Consider the following 19445-nt stretch of genomic DNA (forward strand, 5'->3'; position numbering starts at 1 on the left):
CCGGATCACGTGAGCACCCTCTCGTTCGCCTGCGAGAGCCGTCCCTCCGACAGCCGCATCACCCTGGCCATCCGGTCGGCGTGCTGCCGGTCGTGGGTCACCAGGATCAGCCCGCAGCCCTCGTAGGTCGCCGACAGCAGCACGTCGATGACGAGCTCGGCGGTCTCGGTGTCCAGCGCGCCGGTCGGCTCGTCGGCCAGCAGGATCTTGGGCTCCCGCACCAGCGCCCGCGCGATGGCCACCCGCTGCTGCTCACCGCCGGAGAGCCGGGTCGGCTTGTTCTTGGCGAGGTGGGCGATGCCGACCTTCTCCAGCGCCGCCATGACTTTGGCCTTGCGCTTGCGCGCTGACAACCAGCCCTGGCCGTTGACCAGCGCCATGGCCACGTTCTGCGCGGCGGTGAGGTGCTTGAGCAGGAAGAAGCGCTGGAAGACGAAGCCGAACTCGGAGCTGCGCAGCACCGCCGCCTTGCGCTCGGGCAGTGCGGTGATGTCGTTGCCGTTGAGCAGGTACTGCCCGCCGTCGGCCCGGTCGAACAGGCCGAGCAGGCTCAGCAGGGTGGACTTGCCGGAGCCGGAGCGGCCGAGCACCGCGACGCTGTCTCCCCTGTGGACGGTCAGGTCGACGCCCGCGAGGATCTGCCGGGGCTCCTCCTGGCCCTTGAGCGTCTTGGTGATCCCGTTCAGCTGGATGAGCGCCGTCATCTGGACCCCGGAGCGGAGCTGGAGCCGCCGGACTTGCCGCCGGGGCCCGCCGGCAGGTTGGGGCCGGGCACCGCGACGGTCTCGTCGCCGGTGAGGCCGGACTTGATCTCGACCACCTTGCCGTCGGTGAGGCCGAGCTCGACCTCGACGGTCCTGCGGCTGCCGCCGGTGACCACGTCGACCTTGCCGCGGCCTGAGGTGCCCGCCACCGCCTCGACCGGCAGCACCAGGGTGTTGGTGGCGCGGTCGGTGACGACCTCGACGGTCGCCGCGCTCCCGTTGATCATCTTCACGTCGGTCGGCGCGGTGCACACCAGGCGCAGGCCGGTCGGCTCCGACGGGGTCGGGCCGGTCTGGGTGCCGCCGGGCTTGCCGCCGGGGGCGGGCTTGGTCCCGCTCGGCTGGGTCTTCTTGGCGTCCTCGCCCGCCGGGTCCGGCTCCGGGGCCGGGATGCTGCCGGCGGGCATCGCCGCGATGGTGCCGAGCACCGAGCACGGGAACGGGCCGGGGCCGTTGGTGATCTGGGCCTCGACGGAGCTCAGCGCGCCGGAGAGCTTGTACGCCTGGTCGCCGTCGATCTCCGCGACGATGCCGTAGCCGGCGTAGCGCGCCGAGACCACCGGCATGCCCGCGGTCACCGAGGAGCGGTCCTCGACCAGCCTGCCGCTGAAGGTCGACTTCGCCGGGACGCTGATGGTGCTGGCGAGGCGGCTGCCCGAGAAGACCTGCGCCACCTTGGTCGCCTTGGTCGGCGTGCCCTTGGGCGGCTCGAACTCCAGGTACCGCACTTCACCGTTGACCGGGGTGACCAAGCCGAAAACCGGGTTCATGGTGACCTTGCCGCTCAGGCTCACCTTGTTCGTGAGGCTCTGGCGCGTCACTTTCGCCGTTGTCACGGTCGTTCCGCGGGGTGCGAGCTCGGGATTGGACTCCGGCTTCTCCGAGCCGCCGCACGCCGTCGCCACGGCCGTGACCACGGCCAATCCGCCTAGACGGAGAATTATCGTTTTCCGCACCACTGTCCCCAACTCGATCGTGACCGGTTTCCGCCGGTATCTCTCCAGACGCCCGGTCGGGGAACAGGTTGCACGAAACCGAGCCAAGTCGAAAATCCTGAACCTGCGTGGCCGGAATGCGCACCACAGGCACATCCGGTCGTGCCGGCCGATGACGGTGACCGAACGCGCAGGTGAACAAAGAGGGGTCGGCGTCGTGGCCGGGACCGGGGGCGGTAGACATTGCCCTACTGGCACGGACAAGGAGGACCCAACCATGGGCGGCGTGATCATCAGCGAACCGGAGCCCGGCTCCCCGATCGAGGACCTGCCCTGGGTCGTCGTGTTCCAGTCCCTCGACGAGGCCTGGGACTCCTTCACCTGCGGCCCGTACGAGCGCGACCACGCCATCGCGCTCGCCGAGGCCGTCGCGGTCGAGGAGGACGACGTGCTCGCCGCGGTCGAGCCGCTGCTGCCCGCGCTGGAGCCGGCGGACATCCTCGCCGACATCGCCGAGCTGCGCGAGGTCAACGAGGCCGAGGCGGACGAGGAGGACGACGACGAGGATTCGGACGAGCTCGAAGAGTCCGAAGAGGACACCGACGAGGAGTCCGAAGAGGACGAGGAGGAGGCCGAGGAGCTGGAGATCACCGACATCGAGGTCCCCGACGCGGACGAGGTCCGCGAGGGCATGGCCCGTGTGGTGAACCGGCTGCTCGCCGACGCCTGAGTCCCGCCCGCCACAGGCGAGAAAGAGGCCCCGGGGTGAGGGTTCCCGGGGCCTCTTGGCACGTCAGGCGCTGATCAGGCGCCGGCCTGCTGGTAGAGCTGCTTGGCGGCGGAGTCGAACAGCGTGCCGTAGGTGACGGTGCGCCGGTCGGAGCGGCTGTTGACCGCCCACACCTTGTCCTCGGCGTTCAGCCACGCGCCGCCGCTCTGGCCGCCGATGCCGTTGCAGGCGATCTTCGCGTCGAAGGTCTGCACCGTCGCGGCGATCCCGCCGCAGGTGTACATCTCCTGGCCGGTGTAGGGCGACTCGGCCGGGTAGCCGTACATGTCGGTGTTCTGGTTCTTCTTGTCCTCGAAGACGACACCCTTGGCGCCGACGGTGTCGGTCAGCGTCTTGCCGCCCTGCGAGTCCACGGTGAAGGCCGCGTAGTCGACCGAGAAGTCCTGGCCGTTGCTGGAGATCCACTTCTGCGGGATGAAGGTCTTCTTCGCCGGCCAGGTGCCGTATGGCTTCTCGTTGTTGAGGAAGGCGGGCAGGAACGTCACGTTCTGCGCGGCGACGCCGTTGTAGTGCAGGCAGTGCGCCGCGGTCCACACCAGGTTCTTGTTGCCAGCCTCGACCGAGGTCGCCGAGCAGCTGGAGTTGCGGCCGCCGGTGGTGAACAGCAGCCTGCCGAGGCTGCGCAGCTTCGCGGAGGTGTAGGGGCCGGGCACCTTCTGGATCAGGGCCCGCTCGCCCGCCTCCGGTGCCGCGGGGCTGCCGTCGGGGGTGGGCATCGGCATCGGGTCGGCGGTCGCCTCGGCGATGCGCTCCGGCGTCCAGTACGCCGAGACCTCGGAGCTCGGCGCCTGTGCGCGCTCGGCGACGTCGGGCGAGCTCGCGACGGCCTGACCGGCCGGGGCGAGTGCGAGAACGGCGGCGGAGGCACCGAGGGCAACGAACAACCGATTCAGCTTCATATTCTCACCTTTGGCTCATGTGCAGGGTCATGAGGAATCCCACGGTAGGAAGCCGGCGGCCGCGTTAACCACGGCCGTTCGACGGTAATTGCTATCTACAAACTTGTTCTGCCTCGGCCCTGGGATTTGTCTTTTAAACTGAATAAGGCGAATTTCTGTGGCTGTCACCGCCGCGCGGCCGTCCCCGGTAGGCCGTTCGGCCCAGTACGACTGTCGTGCCCAGGCCATACTTGCGGCTTCGGCGGCCGAACGGCGCAGCTCAGGGGCTGGATCGACCGGCAGCGCCCAGGGCTTGTAATCGCTTTGTACCCGGCGTATGTCGCGCCCGTGGATGGTCTACTCCATGACGATCAGATACCGCGCGGCCGTCGCACTTGCGGCCACGACCGTCGTATTCGGAAGTTTCGGAACCGCCAGCGCGGCGCCGGGGTGGACCGTCACGCCCACCCCGAAGATCGCGCCCGCTTATGCGTTGACCGGTGGCTCGATGGCCAACGCGAGCTCCGGGTGGGCCGTCGGCAGCCAGATCGACCAGATGTGGGCGGGCACCGTCGCGCTGCGGTGGGACGGCAAGAACTGGCAGCGCACCGCGACCCCGAAGGGGCTCGCGCTCAGCGCGGTCGCGGCCACCTCGGAGAAGGGCGCCCTCGCGGTCGGTGTGAAGTCCGCGACGTCCAGCCTCGCCGCGCGGTGGGACGGCGCCAAGTGGGTCGAGCTGCCCTCGCCGACGCCCGGCGGCCTGCCCGCGGACGCGTACCCGCAGCTGAGCGCGATCTCGGCGCTGTCGGAGAACGACGCGTGGGCCGCGGGCTGCGCGCAGACCCCGGACTTCGCCAGCGGTGTGCCGATCCTCAACCGCTGGAACGGAAAGGCGTGGAGCGCGGTCTCGGTGCCCAAGCCGGCCAACGCGGACTTCGCGTGCCTGCGCGGGGTCACCGCGAAGTCCGCCAACGACGCCTGGGCGGTTGGCTACGCGGGGACCGCCTCGGGGCCCCGCCCGCTCACCTTGCACTGGGACGGTGCGAAGTGGACCGAGGTGGCGGCCGCGGCGACCGGCGCGCCGGAGGCCAAGTTCAGCAACGTCGTCATCAGCGGCAAGGACGTCTGGGCGGTCGGTTTCACCAGTGCCGATCCCAGTGACCCGAGGTCCTTCGCCCCGCACGCGCAGCGGTGGGACGGCAAGAGCTGGTCGATCACGCCGGTGCCGGTGAAGCAGGGCCTGCTCTACGGGGTCGCCGCCGACGGCAAGGGTGGTGTGTACGCGGGTGGCTACACCAGCAGCGCGGTGCCGGTCGCGGTGCGGTGGAACGGTTCGGCGTGGACCGAGGAGAAGGCCGGGATGCCCGCGCACGCGGTCCTGATGGGCATGGTCACGGTGCCGGGGACCTCGACGGTCTGGGCGCTCGGTGACGACGCGGAGGACCGGCAGCAGGGCTTCGCCGCGCGCCTCGGAGGCTGACAGGGGCCTCCCGTCCGCCGTTCGCGGGTCCGTGGCCGCGGGCCCGCGAACGGCAGAACGCTACTTTCTCTCAGGTTTCCCACAGGAAATACGGATGAGTAGCTCAGGTGGGGGTGTTTGGCTACGGGGGCGGGGCGGCCGGGACCACCGGACGCCCCGACCAACTTCCCACCCGGACAAGGCGAAAGGGAGCGAACTCCCCGCTCGGTCCACGTGGTGGGTGCGGCACGTGGGGCCGGTGCGGGTCGTTCGCTCCCTCTGCCTGGAACCGGGGTAGCGGGGACGTGGGGACGGGTGGGTCAGAAGCGGTAGACCGTGCCGGTCGACGCGGCCATGACGCACGGGTTGGCGTAGGTCGCCTTGTACGTCACGGGCTTGCCGCGCCAGAGGCCGGTGGCGCTGACCTCGAACGGGTCGTACTCCATGGTGCAGGCCACGCGGCGGTTGCCAGTGCCGAGCTTGGTGAAGTCGCCCTGGGCGAACTGGATCTCACGGCAGGCGTCCGCGGCCTTCGGGTGGGTGCCGCCCGAGGGGTTGCAGCTCAGCAGCGCGACCTTCGGGGCCTCGGAGGTGATGCCGTCGTGGGTGACGGTCAGCGTGAGCGCCGAGGGTGCGACGAGCTCGGCCGGGGCGGGGGTGGCCGCCGCGGTCGTCACGGGAGCGAGGAGCGCGACGCCGGTGACGGCAGCGCAGGAGAACAGACGAAGTACTCGCATAACGGATTGATTACCGGCATTCGCCGCACGAACGGCGGATTCTTCCGGCTTTGCACTAGATCGAGCGTCCCCCACCCGGGGGCGGTTGCGGAGCGCACACGCTCCGGGCGGGGGAGGATAGATCGTTTCAGTGTCGGGCGGTGGTCCTGGTCAGGGCGGCGCCGACGAGCGAGGCCACCGCGGTCATGCCCGCGGCGTTGGGGTGCACCGGAGCGGCGGGAGCCGTCGGCACCAGGCCCTCGACCCACTTCGTCCCCGGCAGCTGGCACACGTCGCGGCCCGTGCTCGGCGTGTAGGCGTCGACGTAGCCCACCCCGGCCGCGGCCGCCTGGTCGGCGAGCATCGTGTTCAGCACCTGCTCCAGCCCGTCCAGGTAGGCCACGTCGCCCCGCGCGATCGGCACCAGCGGCCAGCAACCGTTGGCCGGGGGCAGCAGCCGCAGGTAGCCGATCACGAGCACCTTGGCCTTGGGCGACTTCTGCTTGATGGTGTCGAGCATGGCGCGGAACTTCGGCGCGGTCTCGTTGATCCGCTGGACCAGCTTGTCGGTGCCCCCGACGGTGTGCTGGTCCTTGCACGGGGTGCCGAACGGGTTGAGCACGCTGGCGAGCGCGCACGTCGCGAGCACCGGCACGAAGCCGACGTCGTTGCCGCTCACGCTGACGGTCACCAGGTCGGTCTCCGGGGTGAGCGCGTTGAACTGCGGCGGGTTGCTGCCCAGCAGCACGTTCTGCGGCCCGGTCATGTTGTCGATGACCGCGCCGCTGCAGCTCACGTCGACGAAGGCGGCGGGCGTGATCTGCTTGGCCAGAAGCGACGGGTAGTTGCGGTCGGAGCGCAGGCACCCGATCGGGTCGGTGCGCTGACCGGGGATGAACGGACCGGCGGTGAACGAGTCACCCAGTGCGACGTAGCGCTGGATCGCCGGAGCCGCCGCGGCGGTCGCTGTCGTGCTGAGCGCGACCGTCGCCACAGCGATCGGGAGGACGAGCAAGCGGCGGAGCAGGGCAGACGCGGCCATGGGGTCCTCACAGCAGGGAGTGAGCAGGGGTTACTCCGGATGGTGATCGTCTGCTCACTCCGGGTCAATCGCGTGAAAGGTGGACCGTGCGAGGCCGATCGAGTGGTGCCGTGTAGCGATCTTGGGTGGCGCACAGCAGCCCGGGCAGCCAGCGCTTCGCCGCGAACAGCTCGATCTGGTCGGTGTGGTGCGGTGACCTGGGGTTGCTCGACTGCGAGTTGGCCAGCACGGTCCGCGCCTCAGGGCACGCCGTTCCGTTGAACCGCACGGCGAACAGGAAGCTCGTGCCGCCGTGCACCTGACCTTCGCGGTCGGTCTCGACGAGGTTGTAGACGCCGAGCTCGTTGGAGCCGCCGTGCACCGGGATGCGCCGACCGTCGCGCAGCGCGTACTGGTGGTCGCGGACCGGGGCGTCCGGCTCGTGTCCCAACTCGGCGGCTGCCTTGGTGAAGGCGGCTCGCACACGCGGGTGCTCGATGTCCAGCGAGCGCGGAGTCCGCACGGGGTCGGCGGGGTTGAACGGCACCAGCCAGGGAATGTCGCCGATCTCCTTCCAGAACCGGTCGAACAGCAGCGCGCCCCGGCTGTCGAGGTCGTTGCGGCGGTTCCACTTCGCGAGCGCCTTACAGGCGTTCTTGGCTTCTGGCATGGACTTGCACATGCGGAGCACGTCGTCGTTTGCGAGCTCGCCCATGAAGGACCGGTTGGACAGCACCACCTTCTGCGCGTCCTCCAGGCTCGTCACGCGTTCCCGCAAGCCCATCCGGGTGCGGGGCGAGCGCGCTGTGCCTTCGGTGCCGAAGACCCGGGGGAAGCCCGTGAGCGGCTGCTTGGCGCTGGTCAACCAGTGCGAGTCGTTCGAGTTCGACAGCTGGTCCCTGCTGATCAGGGAAGGCATCCGATGCGCGCCGAATGTGCCTGGCACAAGGGAATCCTCGTCGGTACCCGGTGCGCAGTCCGATCGCGACCCGTCCAACACGGGCAGCCCGGCGCGCTCGGACAGCTCGCGGCCCTTCGCGGTGTTGCAGCGCCGTGCGTGGTCGTCGGTGATGTGCGGAACGGCCTGCACGTTGGCGAACAGTCCCTTGCCGTGCCGGTCACTGGCGAGGACGTTCGCGTAGGGCATTCCGCCGTGCTCGGTGAGCGCCGCGCGCAGGTCCTCGACCGACTTCGCCTCGCCGAACCTCGCCGTGGAGTTCGCGCCGCGCAAGGATTCCACGTTCGCGTCGACCAGGACGAAGGCGCGTTCAGCCGTCCAGTCCAGGCGCTCCGACGCGCGTCCGCCGAGCCACGGGCTGACCACCATGGAGGTGATCACCGGTCCGTACCGGGTGAACCACAGCGACCGCGTCTGGGGCCGTCCACCACGCACGTCCACGGTGACCTCACGCTTCGTCATCCGCTCGGTGCGTCCGTCCACTGTGTACGCGGTCGGATCGCCGGGGACGAGCTTCACCTCGGCGAGCGAGTAGCTCAGCGAGGTCGCGATCGTGGCCGCCCACGCGGTGTTCCTGGTGTAACCGGCCACCGTTTCCGCGGTGCCCAGCAGCTGTGCGCCGTCGACGTCGAGCTTGCCCGGAATGGTGAGCCGCGCCTGCCAGAACGATGCGATACCGCGCCACGGCACGTGTGGGTTGCCCAGGAAGACCCTGGCGGCGGCGATCGCGTTGCTACCACGGGAGACTGGCGGGTTGAACGGTGTGGCGGGGACTTTCTGGTGGCCCGGAGGGGTTGCGGTCACGATGCCGCCGAGGGCGCGGACGGCGCCGTCCTGGGCGCTGATGTACTTGAGGCGGTGCACGTCGAGCTCGGTGATCGGCGTCAGCCACTTCGCACCGCGACAGCTCGGGTCGTCGTGCTGTCCTTCGGCCAGGTACTTGTTGTAGCCCTTGGCGAACCCGCGCGTGAGGTCCCGGACGTCCTCGGTCGGGCCGACCGGGGCGGGCTGTTCAACGATCCGTTCGACGACGCGCCTGTTGATGAGGTCGCGGGTGTACACGTCGGAGGCGAGGTTGCCCTGCGCCGGTGTGCCCGCGGTCGGCTCCTCACCGAAGTGCTTGGCCAGCTCACCCCTGGCGGACGCGAAGATCTGGCCGAGAACGCACAGGTGGTCACGGGCCTGCGCGTAACCGATGCCCAGCCCGATACCGGTGCTGTCGCGCCCGGTGATGTGCGGAACACCTTGTGCGGTATAGGTGATCCGGGTGTCCCGGCTCCCCGTGTCGATCACCGGTACGACGGCCGATGTCAGGATGATGGCCGGTGTCAGCCAGTGAATGGTGTGCACGTCGAGCTCCTGGGGTGCGGCGGCTTGCGCCTACGATCCTGAGAGCCCCCGTGGACGGCGGCGTCAACCGACCGGTGGAATCTCCTGTCGTCCCGACGCCTGAGCGCGGTACGCGGCTTCGATCACCTCCAGCACGGTCACACCGTCGTCGGCGGTCACTGGCGGAGGAGTGTTCGTGCGGAGCGCGGTGACGATTCCGGACCAGAACTGCTGGTAAGCGCCGGGATCTGTTCTCTCCACAGTGGACTGTCTGTCTGCGCCGACGCGGCCCCACTCCGACTCCGGCTCCTCACCCCAACCCGGGCCGCCGGGGATCTCGCCGGCTCGCAGCGCGTTCTCCTGCGGGTCGAGGCCGTACTTGACGTAGTACGCCTTGTCGCCCAGCACCCGGAACCGTGGGCCGAGGTCCGCCGCGATCGCGCTCATCCACAGATGGGACCGCACGCCGTTGTCGTGGGTGAGCGCGATGAACACGTCGTCGTCGACGAGCGCGGTCTCTCGGCGCACCAGGACCTCGGCGTGGACGTGGGTGGGGCGACCGAACAGGACAACGGCTTGGTCGATGAGGTGGCTGCCGAGGTCGAAGGTGATCCCGCCCGCGTTCGCCGGATCGGCGTTCTCCTTCCACTCCTTGCGGTTCACGGACGCATCGGGGCGCCACCGCTCGAACCGCGACTCGAAGCGGAGCGCTCTTCCGAGTCGTCCTTCGTTGAGAAGGCGTTGCACGGTGAGGAAATCGCCGTCGTACCGGCGGTTGTGGAACGGCGCGAGCATCAGGTTCCTGCTGCGTGCGGTCTCGCGCAGGGCTCGCGCGTCGTCGAGCGAGGCCGCGAAGGGCTTGTCCACCACGACCGGCAGTCCGTGTTCGAGCAGCGCGGTCGCGTTCGCCGCGTGGTGCCGGTTGGGCGTGGTGACCACCGCGAGGTCGAATTCGTCGGCCCTGGTGAGGAGCTCGTCCAGGGAACCGATGACCTCGGTGCCGGGGTAGCGGTCGCGCGCGGCTGTCTGGCGCTCGGGGTTGCCGGTGACAACCGCGCCGAGGACGAGGCCCGGAGTGCTGGCGAGGAACGGCGCGTGGAACGCGGAGCCACCGAGGCCGTAGCCCACCAGAGCGGCACGGAGAGACGACGTCATGCCCATCACCGTAACCGCGTGATCCCCCGGCGGCCGGGCTGTCAGCCGGTGGGTGGTTGCGGGAGCGGGGCGGGTGGGGAAGCGTGGACGGGGTCTGCGCGAGGAGGACGACGTGGTCGCTTTGCCCACCGAAACCGTGTTCACCTGGGGAGCCCCACCGCTGAAGTTCGGGGTGGGGGCCGCCGACGAGATCGGCTACGAGCTCGCGCAGCTCGGCGTCGGCTCCGCATTGGTGGTCACCGACGCCGGGGTCGCGGCGACCGGGTTCCCGGCCAGGGTGGCCGAGGCGATCAAGAACGCCGGGGTGGACGTCGGGGTCTACGACGAGGTGCGGGTCGAGCCGACCGACCGGAGCTTCGAGGAAGCTGTTTCCCGCGCCGCGCAAGGGAGCTGGGAGTCCTTCGTCGCCGTCGGAGGCGGCTCCACGATCGACACCGCCAAGGCGATCAACCTGATGACCAGCTATCCCGGCGATGTCATGGACTACGTGAACAAGCCGGTCGGCAGGGGGATGGCGCCGCCAGGACCGCTCAAGCCGCTGATCGCGGTGCCCACCACGGCGGGGACCGGGGCGGAGAGCACGCCGGTCTGCGTGCTCGACCTGCTGAGCCTGCACGTGAAGGCCGGGATCAGCCACCCGCGCCTGCGGCCGAACCTCGCCGTTGTCGATCCGCTGGCGACGTTGAGCCTGCCGCCCGAGGTCACCGCGGCGGCCGGGATGGACGTGCTCTGCCACGCGTTGGAGTCCTACACCGCGCGGCCCTACGACACCTTCAACCGCAAGCGGCCGGAGGAGCGGGTTCCCTACTGCGGTTCCAACCCGATCTCCGACACGTGGACCGAGAAGGCGCTTGTGTTGCTGAGCAACGCTTTCCGGCGTGCGGTGCTCAACGGCAACGACCTCAAGGCCCGCACCGACATGATGCTCGCCGCCACCGTGGCCGGGATGGGGTTCGGCAACGCGGGCGTGCACATCCCGCACGCGTGCGCCTATCCGATCGCCGGTCGCGTGCGTGACTACCGACCTGCCGGGTATCCGCAGGACGAGCCGATGGTGCCGCACGGGCAGTCGGTGTCGCTGACCGCTCCCGCGGCTTTCCGGTTCACTTTTCCCACTGACCCGGAGCGGCACGTTCACGCGGCGCGGTTGCTCGACGCCGCCACCGCGGACGCCGAGCCGGACCCCAGGGAGAAGCTGCCCGCCGTGCTCGTCGCGCTCATGCGGGACATCGGGATCCCCAACGGGATCGGCGCGGTCGGGTACGCCGAGGCGGACATTCCGGCACTGGTGGAGGGCACGCTCAAGCAGCAGCGGCTGCTCAACGTCGCTCCTCGACAGGTGTCGGAGGCCGATATCTGTGAAATCTTCGGCGCGTCGCTGAGCAACTGGTGAGCCGGTCCGTTCCGTCCACCTGACATGCGAGCAGCACAGTTCCTGGTCATCGCGTCGGTTCTGGTCCTCAGCGGATGCGGAGCCGCCGCGTCACCGGGCCCACAGCCGAGCGCGAACCCGCCGAGCAGCACGGAGAAGCCACCGGCCGTGACCGTCGAGAAAGGACGGACGGGTGAGGTCGCCGTGAAGGTCGGTGACGTGATCTCCGTTCCGCCCAACGACACCGTGCCGTTGGTGAAGGACCCGCACGTGCGCCTGGACCTGCAGACGGAGACGGAGTGGCGCTACCGCGCGGCCTCACCGGGCAGGACGGTGATCCCGACGAACAACGACGGAGCCTCGGTCACCCTGGTGATCAGCTGAGCCGAAAGCCCCGGCGCGCGGGAGGAGCGCCGGGGCTTTTCCGTTGCCGGAGAACGAGAACTAGCTCGGCATCAGCACGGTGTCGACGATGTAGACGGTGGCGTTGGCGGTCTGCACGTTGCCGCACACCACGTTCGCGTCGTTGACCTTGTAGGCGGTCCCGCTGCCGGAGGTCTTGACCATGCCCTTCTGCAGCGTCTCGAAGTTGCCGGAGGCCAGGTCCGCCGGGGTGAGCCGCTTCGGGACCACGTGGTAGGTCAGAACCTTGGTCAGCGTCGCGTTGTCGGCGAGCACCTTGTCCAGGTCCGCCTTGGGGATCTTGGCGAACGCGGAGTCGGCGGGCGCGAAGACGGTGATGTCCTTGGCGGTGTTCAGGGTGTCCACGAGACCGGCCTTCTTGACCGCCGTGACGAGGGTGGACAGCGCCGGGTTGTTGCTCGCGGCCGTGGCGACCGGGTCCTTGGCCATGCCCGCGAAGCTGCCAGGGCCGTCCTTCGGCACCGACGCGCAGGCCGAGCCGAACTCGCCGGAGGCCATCGACGCGGTGGTGGTGGCCTGCGTCGTGGCGGCGGGGGCCGCGCTGCTGCTCGGCGCCGCCATGTCGCCGCCGCCACCACAGGCGGTCAGGCTCAGCGCGGAGACGGCGGCCGCGGCCAGCAGGACGGTGCGCTTGTACTGCATGGGAATCTCTCCTTCATCAGGTGACAGTGACCGCGACCGAGTGCCAACCTGTGGCGCCTCGGGGGAACGGCCGCGTCCGTTCTTCTGGTTGCCAGTCCCCACGGCCGTCGGCCGCGCGAACCTCGATGCGGTGCAGGCCCTTGTCGAGCTGGACGGTGGTGCGCCACTGGCGCCACGTGTCCGGGCTGACCTCGGTGCTCAGCTCGACGGGACGCCACTCGCCGCCGTCGATGCGGATCTGCGCCGCGCTGATGCCCCGGTGTTGCGCCCACGCGACCCCGGCCACGGTGACCGGTCCGGCGGGGACCCGCGCGAACGGTTTGGGGACGTCGACGCGGGAGGCGGTGAGCGCCTTGCCGATCGGGTCCCACTGCCGTTCGGTCCAGTACGCGTCGTACTTCTCGAAGGTGGTGAGTTCGAGGTCGACCAGCCACTTGGTGGCCGAGGTGTAGCCGTAGAGCCCCGGAACGAGCTGCCGGACGGGGAAACCGTTGGCGGGCAACAGGGGCTCGCCGTTCATCCCGATCGCCAGCATCGCCTCGCGGCCGTCCATGACCACGTCCAGCGGTGTGCCGATGGTCATCCCGGCGGAGTCGGTGCCGACCAGCTGCGTCGCGCCGCCCCGCACCCCGGCCTGGCGGAGCAGCTCCGCCAGCGGGAAGCCGAGCCAGCGCGCCGTGCTGGCGTACGGCCCGCCGACCTCGTTGGAGACGCAGGACAGGGTGATGTCGCGCTCGATCAGCGGCTTGGCCATGAGGTCGGCGAAGCTCAGCTCCATCGGGCGGTCCACCATGCCGTGAATCTTCAGTCGCCATTCCTCGGCGCGGAGCTCGGGAATGACCAGGGCCGTGTCCACGCGATAAAAGTCGCGGTTCGGGGTTTCGAACGGGGTCAGATCGGGAATCGCGAAGCTGTGTCCCGCCGGTCGTGCCGGAGCCGGGCTCACCGGTTTCGGCAGTTGAATAGCGGAACGCGATTCCGCGATATCGGATGAACGCTGCTGGAAGAACTTTCCGGCTACGCCACCAGCCAGGGCAAGTCCCGCGGTGACCAGAAATGTTCGACGTGCCGACGATGAATTGTCCGTCGTGCTCCGCCGCACCAGTGCGCGCAGCACCGCGACGCCGATGACGATGGCGGTCAGCGACGGAAGCGCGGTCAGCGCGGACGCGTCCGGCCGGGTGCTCGACGCGAGCACTCCAACCGCTCCGAGCAGGGCGATCATCACGGCGCCGACGGCGAACCGGCGGGTCGAGGCCACGCCGGCCACCGCGGCGAACGCGACAAGAACGACGAGGATTCCGCCGAGAAGAACCGGCTTGTCGTAATTGCCGAACGTGCTGATCGCGAAGTCCTTCAGCCACACCGGCGCGAGATCGATGGCAGCAGATCCGACCGCGGTCACCGGGGAGGAGCCCGGCCCGGTGAGAGCGGCGACCAGCTCCGCCGATGCGAGTGCCGCACCGGCGGAAAGCAGGCCGAGAAGCGCGCCGTACGACGCCCTTGGCTGACTTTCCCGGTAGGTGCTCACGTGACCCATTCGCGGCCGTTGGGCGGGCGGATGGGTCCGATTTTCCGACTCACCCGAACGGGGTATCGGATTCGACTTCTCGGTCATAGAGGAAAAGTACGCGCGCGTGCGCGCGCGAGACCCTTACCGATCGGTGAAATCTCAGCGGGTAGCGTTCCGTCCGGCGCGACTCCCCACCAATCCGGTCCCGGGGCGGCTCCGAACGGAGGAGTGAATGACCTGGTGGAAAGGGGTGGTCATGCGTGACCGCGCGCGAGCTGTGAGCCAGCTGCACGGTCCCGAGGGTGTCGCGTCGCCGACACCGGAGGACCTGGTGCAGCAAGTGGCTCGGGGGGACGAGGCCGCTTTCGGCCAGCTCTACGAGGTGCTTGCCGGGCCGGTCTACGGCGTCGTGCTGCGGGTCCTGCGGGACCAGGCGCAGTCCGAGGAGGTCGCCCAGGAGGTCCTCGTCGAGCTGTGGCGCACCGCGACCCGCTACGCCCCGGACAAGGGCACCGTGATGACCTGGGCGCTGACCGTGGCGCACCGGCGCGCGGTGGACCGGGTCCGCTCGGCGCAGTCCACGGCCGACCGCGAGGACCGGGTCGGGCGGCTGGAGGCCGAGCGCCCCTTCGACGAGGTCTCCGAGCAGGTCACCGCCCGCCTTGAGCGGGAGCAGGTGCGGGGCTGCCTGACCGCGCTGACCGACCTGCAGCGCGAGGCGGTCATGCTCGCGTACTACCGGGGCTACACCTACCGGGAGGTCGCCGAGCTGCTCGGCTCCCCGCTGGGGACGATCAAGACCCGGTTGCGGGACGGCCTGATCCGACTGCGGGACTGCTTGGGGGTGGCGTGATGAACCCGGATGTGCACACCCTGACGGGGGCGTACGCCATGAACGCCCTCGACGACGTCGAGCGCCGCGAGTTCGAGCGGCACATGGCCGTGTGCCCCGACTGCGAGCAGGAGACCAGGGAGCTGGAGCGCACGGCGGTCTACCTCGGGCTGGCCGCCGCGACGGCGCCGACCGCGGGCCTGCGGGCGAAGGTGCTCGCCGAGGTCGCGCAGACCCGCCAGCAGTCGCCGATCGCCCCGCAGCCGGAAGTCGCCGCACCGCAGAAGAAGCGCTCGCGCTGGATGATGCCCGTGGTCGCGCTCGCCGCGGCGGCCAGTGTGCTCGCCGCGGTCGTCTTCGGGGTCAACGCGATCAACGCCAACCAGGAGCTCACCCGCGAACGCGCGCTGATGGACCAGGTCGCCGCGATCGTCAACGCGCCGGACGCGCGGACCGAGGTCCGCACGGCCTCGCCGTCGGGTCACGGCAAGATCGTCTCCTCGAAGCAGCTCGGCAAGGCTGTCCTGCTGGCCAGCGACGAGGTGCCCCCGCCCCAGGAGGGCAAGTCGCTGCAGGCGTGGTCGATCACCGAAACCGGCGTGGCGTCGCTCGGTCTGATGTCGCAGACGCACTCAGGCAAGCACGAGCCGATGGTGTTCTCGTTCACCGGCTCGCCGAAGATCGGCATCACCGTGGAGCCCGCCGGTGGGTCCCCGCAGCCGACCACGCCGACGGTGATGGTCATCCCGGTGGCCTGACCGGAACCGCGCGGTGCGGCCGGGCGATGACCCTGCCGGGGCTCGCCGTGCTGCTCGTCGTGCTCGCCGCGCTGGAGCGCTTCGGGCTGTGGGTCCGCGACCGCAGCCTGTTGCCGTGGCGCTCCCGCGGTGGGCAGGAGGCTTCGAGGAGTTCGGGTCCGCGTTCGACGCGGGCAGGCGGCACCAGATCGACGAGCGCGACAGCCACTCGATGACGCGCGACGAGGCCGACGACGGCGCCCCGCCGTACAGCACGGTCGACCTCGGCGGCGGGGTTGCGACCCTTCGGCTGCAAGCCGAACCACCCGTTCGGGGAGCGACGCCGCCAGTGACCGACCGATAACTTCGACTAGGTGTCAAGGTTTTTCGCACCGGCGCTCGCCGCCGTCACCCTTCCCGTCGTGCTCGCCACTCCGGCGCACGCCGCCCCCACCGCCAGCATCAAGCCGATCTGCGACCCGGTGACCTGGAGCGTGGACTACACCGCGACCAGCTCCGGCCACGCCAAGAAGGCCGCACTGGAGGTCCGCGTCGACCCGTCCGTCCTGGACGAGTACCCGGACCACGCCCTCGGCTCCACGGCACTGGGTGAACCGCGCGGGCAGCGCGCCACCGGCGCGGGGACCTGGTCCGAGCGCAAGCGGCTGGTCCGGGGCACGGGCGCACCGGCAGGTCCTCGCCCGCACACCCGCACCTACACCCTCACCCTCACCGTCACCGAGAACGGCGTGGCGACCACGGCCTCCGGTTCCTGCGAGCTCACCGCGCGGTGACCACCACGGGGGTCCCGTCGCTGGGGGCCTCCAGGATGTCGGCCTCCACGTCGTAGAGCTCGCGCACCAGGCCCGCGTTCACGACCTCCCGTGGCGGCCCGGCCGCGACGATCCGCCCGTCCCGCATCGCCACCAGCAGGTCGGCGTAGCGGGCGGCGGAGAGCAGGTCGTGCAGCACCATCACCACGGTCCGGCCCGCGTCGGCGACCGTGCGGACCAGGTTCAGCACCTCGACCTGGTGTCCGAGGTCCAGTGCGCTGGTCGGCTCGTCCAGCAACAGCACCGGGGACTCCTGCGCCAGCACCATCGCCACCCACGCGCGCTGCCGCTGGCCGCCGGAGAGCTGGTCCAGCCGCCGGTCGGCCAGCCCGAGCACCCCGGTCGCGGCCATGGACTCGCGCACCACGCGCTCGTCCTCGCGCGACCACTGCCGGAACAACCCCTGGTGCGGGTGCCTGCCGTAGCGGACCAGGCCGGTCACGGTGACCGCCTCGGGTGCCAGCGGGGACTGCGGCAGCAAGGCGATCCGGTGCGCGGCCTGCCTCGGCCGGAGCCGCCAGACGTCGGCTCCGGCCGCGAGCACCCGTCCGGAGTCCGGCCGGTGCAGCCGCGCGACCGAGCGCAGCAGCGTGGACTTGCCGCAGCCGTTCGGGCCGACGACGGCAACGACCTGGCCCGCGCCGACCTGGAGATCGACGCCGTCCACGGCGACGTGGCCGGGGTAGCTGACCCGCAGCCCCTCGACGGCCAGCGTCACTGCCGCACCCAGCTCGCGGTGAGCTCGTCCCGCGTGGCGAAGCGCTCGAAGTGGCCGCCGACGACCTGTTCGACCCGGCTCAGCGACTCCTCGTCGTGGCCCTGCGCGCGCAGCACCAACGCGTCCGCGTCGGCGCGCAGGCTCGCGGTGCCCCAGCCGAAGTCGACCGAACCGCGTTCGTCGGTCCACTCGGCGGTGACCTTGTGGCCGAAGTGCTTGCAGAGCTGGACCAGGTAGCGGCCGGACCGGTCGGTCGCGACGCGCGCCTCGGAGATCAGCACCATTCCTCCCAGAAAGGACTCGGGCGGTGGTGGGCGCCGGTTCAGCTCGGGTACCGGCCAGGATAGTCGGCGATCAGCTCACGTCACGGCGGCGAAGTGCGGCGTAGCTCACCGCGAAACCCGTGGCGACGTAGGCCAGCAGCACCACGACCGCCAGCAGCGGCGTGCCCGGGGCGCTCACCCCGAAGGCGCCGGTGATCGTGATCGGCTCCGAGCCGAGCCCCATCGCCAGCCGGTTGGAGCTGTTGCCCAGCAACACCGTGCTGAGCAACCCCAGCCCCGGAACGACGTTGGCCAGCAGCGTCACCGCGTTCTCCACCAGCACGGTCCACAGCAGGCCGATGACGATCGCGCTCACCGGACTGCGGGTGAGGACGCCGATGGCGAAGCCGACCGCGCCCCACGCGGCCATCACCAGCCACAGCGCGCCCAGCTCCAGCACGATCGAACCCGGGGAGTAGTTCGCGGGACCACCGCTGACGGCGGCGATCACCCCGCTGCTGAGCAGGCCGAGGACGAGCGTCACCACGGCCACCGGCAGCAGCGCGACGAGCAGGCTCAGGAAGCGCCCACCGAGGAAGGCGAAGCGGTCGGACTGCCGTCCGAGGATCGTGCGCAGCGTGCCCCAGCGGTAGTCGCCCGAGGCGAGGAGCGCGCCGATGACCAGCATCACCGGTCCACCGAAGGTCGGTAGCGCGCCCGCGACGTAGTAGTGCGCGCCCTCCGGAAGCAGCCCGGAGAGCAGGTCGGCGGCCATGGCGGGCGCCATCGCCGACCCCTGGGTGAGGTAGACGACGTAGGGCACCAGATAGGCGAAGACCACGACCTGCGTCGACCACATCCCCGCCATGGCGAGGACTCCGGGACGGCGGCGCAACGCGAACAGCTCGGCACGCAGGTTGTCGGTGATCATGCCGCGGTCACCCCCGTGAAGACCTCCTCCAGCGAGCGCTGCTCCACCCGCAGCTCGCTGACGTCGATGCCCGCGCCGACCAGGCTCCGGTTGACCCCGGCCGCGGTCGCGGTGCCGAGGTCCACCTCGACCAGCTCGCCCGCCCGGCGCACCTCCAGCACACCGGGAAGGGCTCGCACCGCGTCCTCGGCCGCCGCGCCGGGTTCGGCGCGCAGCACCAGCCTGCCGCCCCCGACCCGAGCGTGGATCTCGGTCATCGTGCCCTCGGTCACCAACCGTCCGTTGTGGATGATCCCGACCCGGTCCGCGACCTGCTCGACCTCGCTGAGCAGATGGCTGGACAGCAGCACCGTGCCACCTCCATCAGCGAAAACCCTTACGAGATCGCGCATCTCGCGCATGCCGGCCGGGTCGAGACCGTTGGTCGGCTCGTCCAGGACGAGCAGCTCCGGATCGCCCATCAGCGCCGCCGCGACACCCAGCCGCTGTTTCATCCCGAGCGAGTACCCGGCGAACTTGTCCTCGGCTCGATCGCCCAGTCCGGACAAGGCGAGTGCATCGTCCACAGTGGAGTCGGTGAGGCCGGAGTAGCGCGCGAGCAGCCGGAGGTTGTCCCGTCCGCTGAGGTGCGGGTAGAACGCGGGTGACTCCACCAGTGAGCCGATGCGGGACACGGATTCCGGATCTCCCAAGGGTTTCCCCAGAACGGTTCCGGACCCGCCGGTGGGCCGGACGAGGCCGAGCAGCATCCGCATCGTGGTGGTCTTGCCTGCTCCGTTGCGCCCGAGGAAGCCGTAGACCTCACCCGCGCGAACCCGGAGGTTCAGGTCGCGCACGGCGTGCACATCGCCGTAGGACTTGGTCAAGCCGGTTAACTCGATCATGTCAGCATCTCCTTGAGTGCCGCGCTGTAGTCCTCGAAAGCCCTGCGTCCCTTGGTGGTCAGCTCCACGTAGGTGACCGGGGTCCTGCGCTGGTGCGTCTTCGTGATCTCCACGTAGGCGGCGTCTTCCAGCTTGCGCAGATGCGTCGAGAGGTTGCCCGCGGTCATGTCGAGCAGTTCCTGCAGCCGTGGGAACGTGATCCGGTCACCCTTGGGCAGTGCGGCGAGCGCGACCGTGACGCGGAGCCGGGCCTGTGCGTGGATGACCGGGTCCAGCTCCGGCAGTCCGGCGG

Annotated in this window: 22 protein-coding genes; 8 read left to right on the forward strand and 14 right to left on the reverse strand. The window is 70.1% G+C overall.

Annotated elements, in window-relative coordinates; all coding sequences use genetic code 11:
* Positions 1-5: 5 nt before the first annotated feature.
* Positions 6-704 carry an ABC transporter ATP-binding protein gene (locus tag ACFFQA_RS13040; RefSeq protein WP_377852059.1) on the reverse strand — a complete coding sequence of 233 codons (699 nt, stop codon included), beginning with the start codon at positions 702-704 and terminating at the stop codon, positions 6-8.
* On the reverse strand, positions 701-1681 hold the full coding sequence (locus ACFFQA_RS13045) for an efflux RND transporter periplasmic adaptor subunit (protein WP_377852060.1): 981 nt from the start codon (positions 1679-1681) through the stop codon (positions 701-703). Before ACFFQA_RS13045 ends, ACFFQA_RS13040 begins: the two co-directional genes overlap by 4 nt.
* A 295-nt stretch (positions 1682-1976) precedes the next feature.
* Here ACFFQA_RS13045 and ACFFQA_RS13050 point away from each other — a divergent pair, with 295 nt between their 5' ends.
* Positions 1977-2429, forward strand: coding sequence for a hypothetical protein (locus ACFFQA_RS13050; RefSeq protein WP_377852061.1), 453 nt, complete (start codon positions 1977-1979; stop codon positions 2427-2429).
* 74 nt (positions 2430-2503) lie between these two features.
* On the opposite strand, the gene ACFFQA_RS13055 is transcribed toward ACFFQA_RS13050, so the two are convergent.
* Positions 2504-3388: a trypsin-like serine peptidase gene (locus ACFFQA_RS13055; RefSeq protein WP_377852062.1), complete on the reverse strand. Its 885-nt coding sequence runs from the start codon at positions 3386-3388 to the stop codon at positions 2504-2506.
* A gap of 343 nt (positions 3389-3731) precedes the next feature.
* On the opposite strand from ACFFQA_RS13055, the gene ACFFQA_RS13060 reads away from it, so the two are divergent.
* On the forward strand, positions 3732-4847 hold the full coding sequence (locus ACFFQA_RS13060; RefSeq protein WP_377852063.1) for a hypothetical protein: 1116 nt from the start codon (positions 3732-3734) through the stop codon (positions 4845-4847).
* Positions 4848-5146: 299 nt separating this feature from the next.
* On the opposite strand, the gene ACFFQA_RS13065 is transcribed toward ACFFQA_RS13060, so the two are convergent.
* From ACFFQA_RS13065 to ACFFQA_RS13080, 4 genes are all read right to left on the reverse strand, one after another.
* Positions 5147-5563, reverse strand: coding sequence for an SSI family serine proteinase inhibitor (locus ACFFQA_RS13065; RefSeq protein WP_377852064.1), 417 nt, complete (start codon positions 5561-5563; stop codon positions 5147-5149).
* Between the two features lie 127 nt (positions 5564-5690).
* Positions 5691-6584 (reverse strand): SGNH/GDSL hydrolase family protein, encoded by an 894-nt coding sequence (locus ACFFQA_RS13070; protein WP_377852065.1) that lies wholly within the window; start codon positions 6582-6584, stop codon positions 5691-5693.
* A gap of 64 nt (positions 6585-6648) precedes the next feature.
* Entirely contained in the window at positions 6649-8871 is a 2223-nt protein-coding gene (locus ACFFQA_RS13075; protein ID WP_377852066.1) for a penicillin acylase family protein, read from the reverse strand.
* 63 nt (positions 8872-8934) lie between these two features.
* Complete coding sequence (locus ACFFQA_RS13080; RefSeq protein WP_377852067.1) at positions 8935-10005, reverse strand: Gfo/Idh/MocA family oxidoreductase; 1071 nt, start codon at positions 10003-10005, stop codon at positions 8935-8937.
* Positions 10006-10117: 112 nt separating this feature from the next.
* On the opposite strand from ACFFQA_RS13080, the gene ACFFQA_RS13085 reads away from it, so the two are divergent.
* Positions 10118-11398, forward strand: a complete 1281-nt coding sequence (locus tag ACFFQA_RS13085; protein ID WP_377852278.1) for a hydroxyacid-oxoacid transhydrogenase — start codon at positions 10118-10120, stop codon at positions 11396-11398.
* A 24-nt stretch (positions 11399-11422) separates the two neighbouring features.
* Positions 11423-11761, forward strand: coding sequence for a hypothetical protein (locus tag ACFFQA_RS13090; protein WP_377852068.1), 339 nt, complete (start codon positions 11423-11425; stop codon positions 11759-11761).
* Positions 11762-11821: 60 nt separating this feature from the next.
* Here ACFFQA_RS13090 and ACFFQA_RS13095 read toward each other — a convergent pair whose 3' ends face one another.
* Entirely contained in the window at positions 11822-12442 is a 621-nt protein-coding gene (locus tag ACFFQA_RS13095; protein WP_377852070.1) for a fasciclin domain-containing protein, read from the reverse strand.
* A gap of 16 nt (positions 12443-12458) precedes the next feature.
* Positions 12459-13973, reverse strand: a complete 1515-nt coding sequence (locus ACFFQA_RS13100) for a molybdopterin-dependent oxidoreductase (protein WP_377852071.1) — start codon at positions 13971-13973, stop codon at positions 12459-12461.
* A gap of 238 nt (positions 13974-14211) precedes the next feature.
* Here ACFFQA_RS13100 and sigK point away from each other — a divergent pair, with 238 nt between their 5' ends.
* The 4 genes from sigK to ACFFQA_RS13120 all read left to right on the forward strand — a co-directional run bounded on the left by sigK (position 14212) and on the right by ACFFQA_RS13120 (position 16318).
* A complete protein-coding gene (gene sigK / locus ACFFQA_RS13105) occupies positions 14212-14808 on the forward strand; it encodes an ECF RNA polymerase sigma factor SigK (RefSeq protein ID WP_377852072.1) in 597 nt (198 codons plus the stop codon).
* Complete coding sequence (locus ACFFQA_RS13110) at positions 14808-15545, forward strand: anti-sigma factor (RefSeq protein WP_377852073.1); 738 nt, start codon at positions 14808-14810, stop codon at positions 15543-15545. Before sigK ends, ACFFQA_RS13110 begins: the two co-directional genes overlap by 1 nt.
* Positions 15546-15660: 115 nt before the next feature.
* Positions 15661-15888: a DUF6191 domain-containing protein gene (locus ACFFQA_RS13115; protein ID WP_377852074.1), complete on the forward strand. Its 228-nt coding sequence runs from the start codon at positions 15661-15663 to the stop codon at positions 15886-15888.
* A gap of 10 nt (positions 15889-15898) precedes the next feature.
* Entirely contained in the window at positions 15899-16318 is a 420-nt protein-coding gene (locus ACFFQA_RS13120; RefSeq protein ID WP_377852075.1) for a hypothetical protein, read from the forward strand.
* Here the strand turns inward: ACFFQA_RS13120 and ACFFQA_RS13125 are convergent.
* The 5 genes from ACFFQA_RS13125 to ACFFQA_RS13145 all read right to left on the reverse strand — a co-directional run bounded on the left by ACFFQA_RS13125 (position 16305) and on the right by ACFFQA_RS13145 (position 19437).
* Positions 16305-17075 (reverse strand): ABC transporter ATP-binding protein, encoded by a 771-nt coding sequence (locus ACFFQA_RS13125; protein ID WP_377852076.1) that lies wholly within the window; start codon positions 17073-17075, stop codon positions 16305-16307. The two genes, ACFFQA_RS13120 and ACFFQA_RS13125, sit on opposite strands and share 14 nt — an antisense overlap.
* Positions 17072-17359, reverse strand: a complete 288-nt coding sequence (locus ACFFQA_RS13130; RefSeq protein WP_377852077.1) for a DUF2218 domain-containing protein — start codon at positions 17357-17359, stop codon at positions 17072-17074. The genes ACFFQA_RS13125 and ACFFQA_RS13130 overlap by 4 nt, the downstream gene beginning before the upstream one ends.
* Before the next feature lie 70 nt (positions 17360-17429).
* Positions 17430-18269, reverse strand: a complete 840-nt coding sequence (locus ACFFQA_RS13135) for an ABC transporter permease (protein WP_377852078.1) — start codon at positions 18267-18269, stop codon at positions 17430-17432.
* Positions 18266-19153 (reverse strand): ATP-binding cassette domain-containing protein, encoded by an 888-nt coding sequence (locus ACFFQA_RS13140; protein ID WP_377852079.1) that lies wholly within the window; start codon positions 19151-19153, stop codon positions 18266-18268. Before ACFFQA_RS13140 ends, ACFFQA_RS13135 begins: the two co-directional genes overlap by 4 nt.
* Positions 19150-19437: a transcriptional regulator gene (locus ACFFQA_RS13145; RefSeq protein ID WP_377852280.1), complete on the reverse strand. Its 288-nt coding sequence runs from the start codon at positions 19435-19437 to the stop codon at positions 19150-19152. Before ACFFQA_RS13145 ends, ACFFQA_RS13140 begins: the two co-directional genes overlap by 4 nt.
* Between the last annotated feature and the right edge of the window lie 8 nt (positions 19438-19445).

The sequence above is a fragment of the Allokutzneria oryzae genome (assembly GCF_042429765.1).
Lineage (GTDB): Bacteria > Actinomycetota > Actinomycetes > Mycobacteriales > Pseudonocardiaceae > Allokutzneria > Allokutzneria oryzae.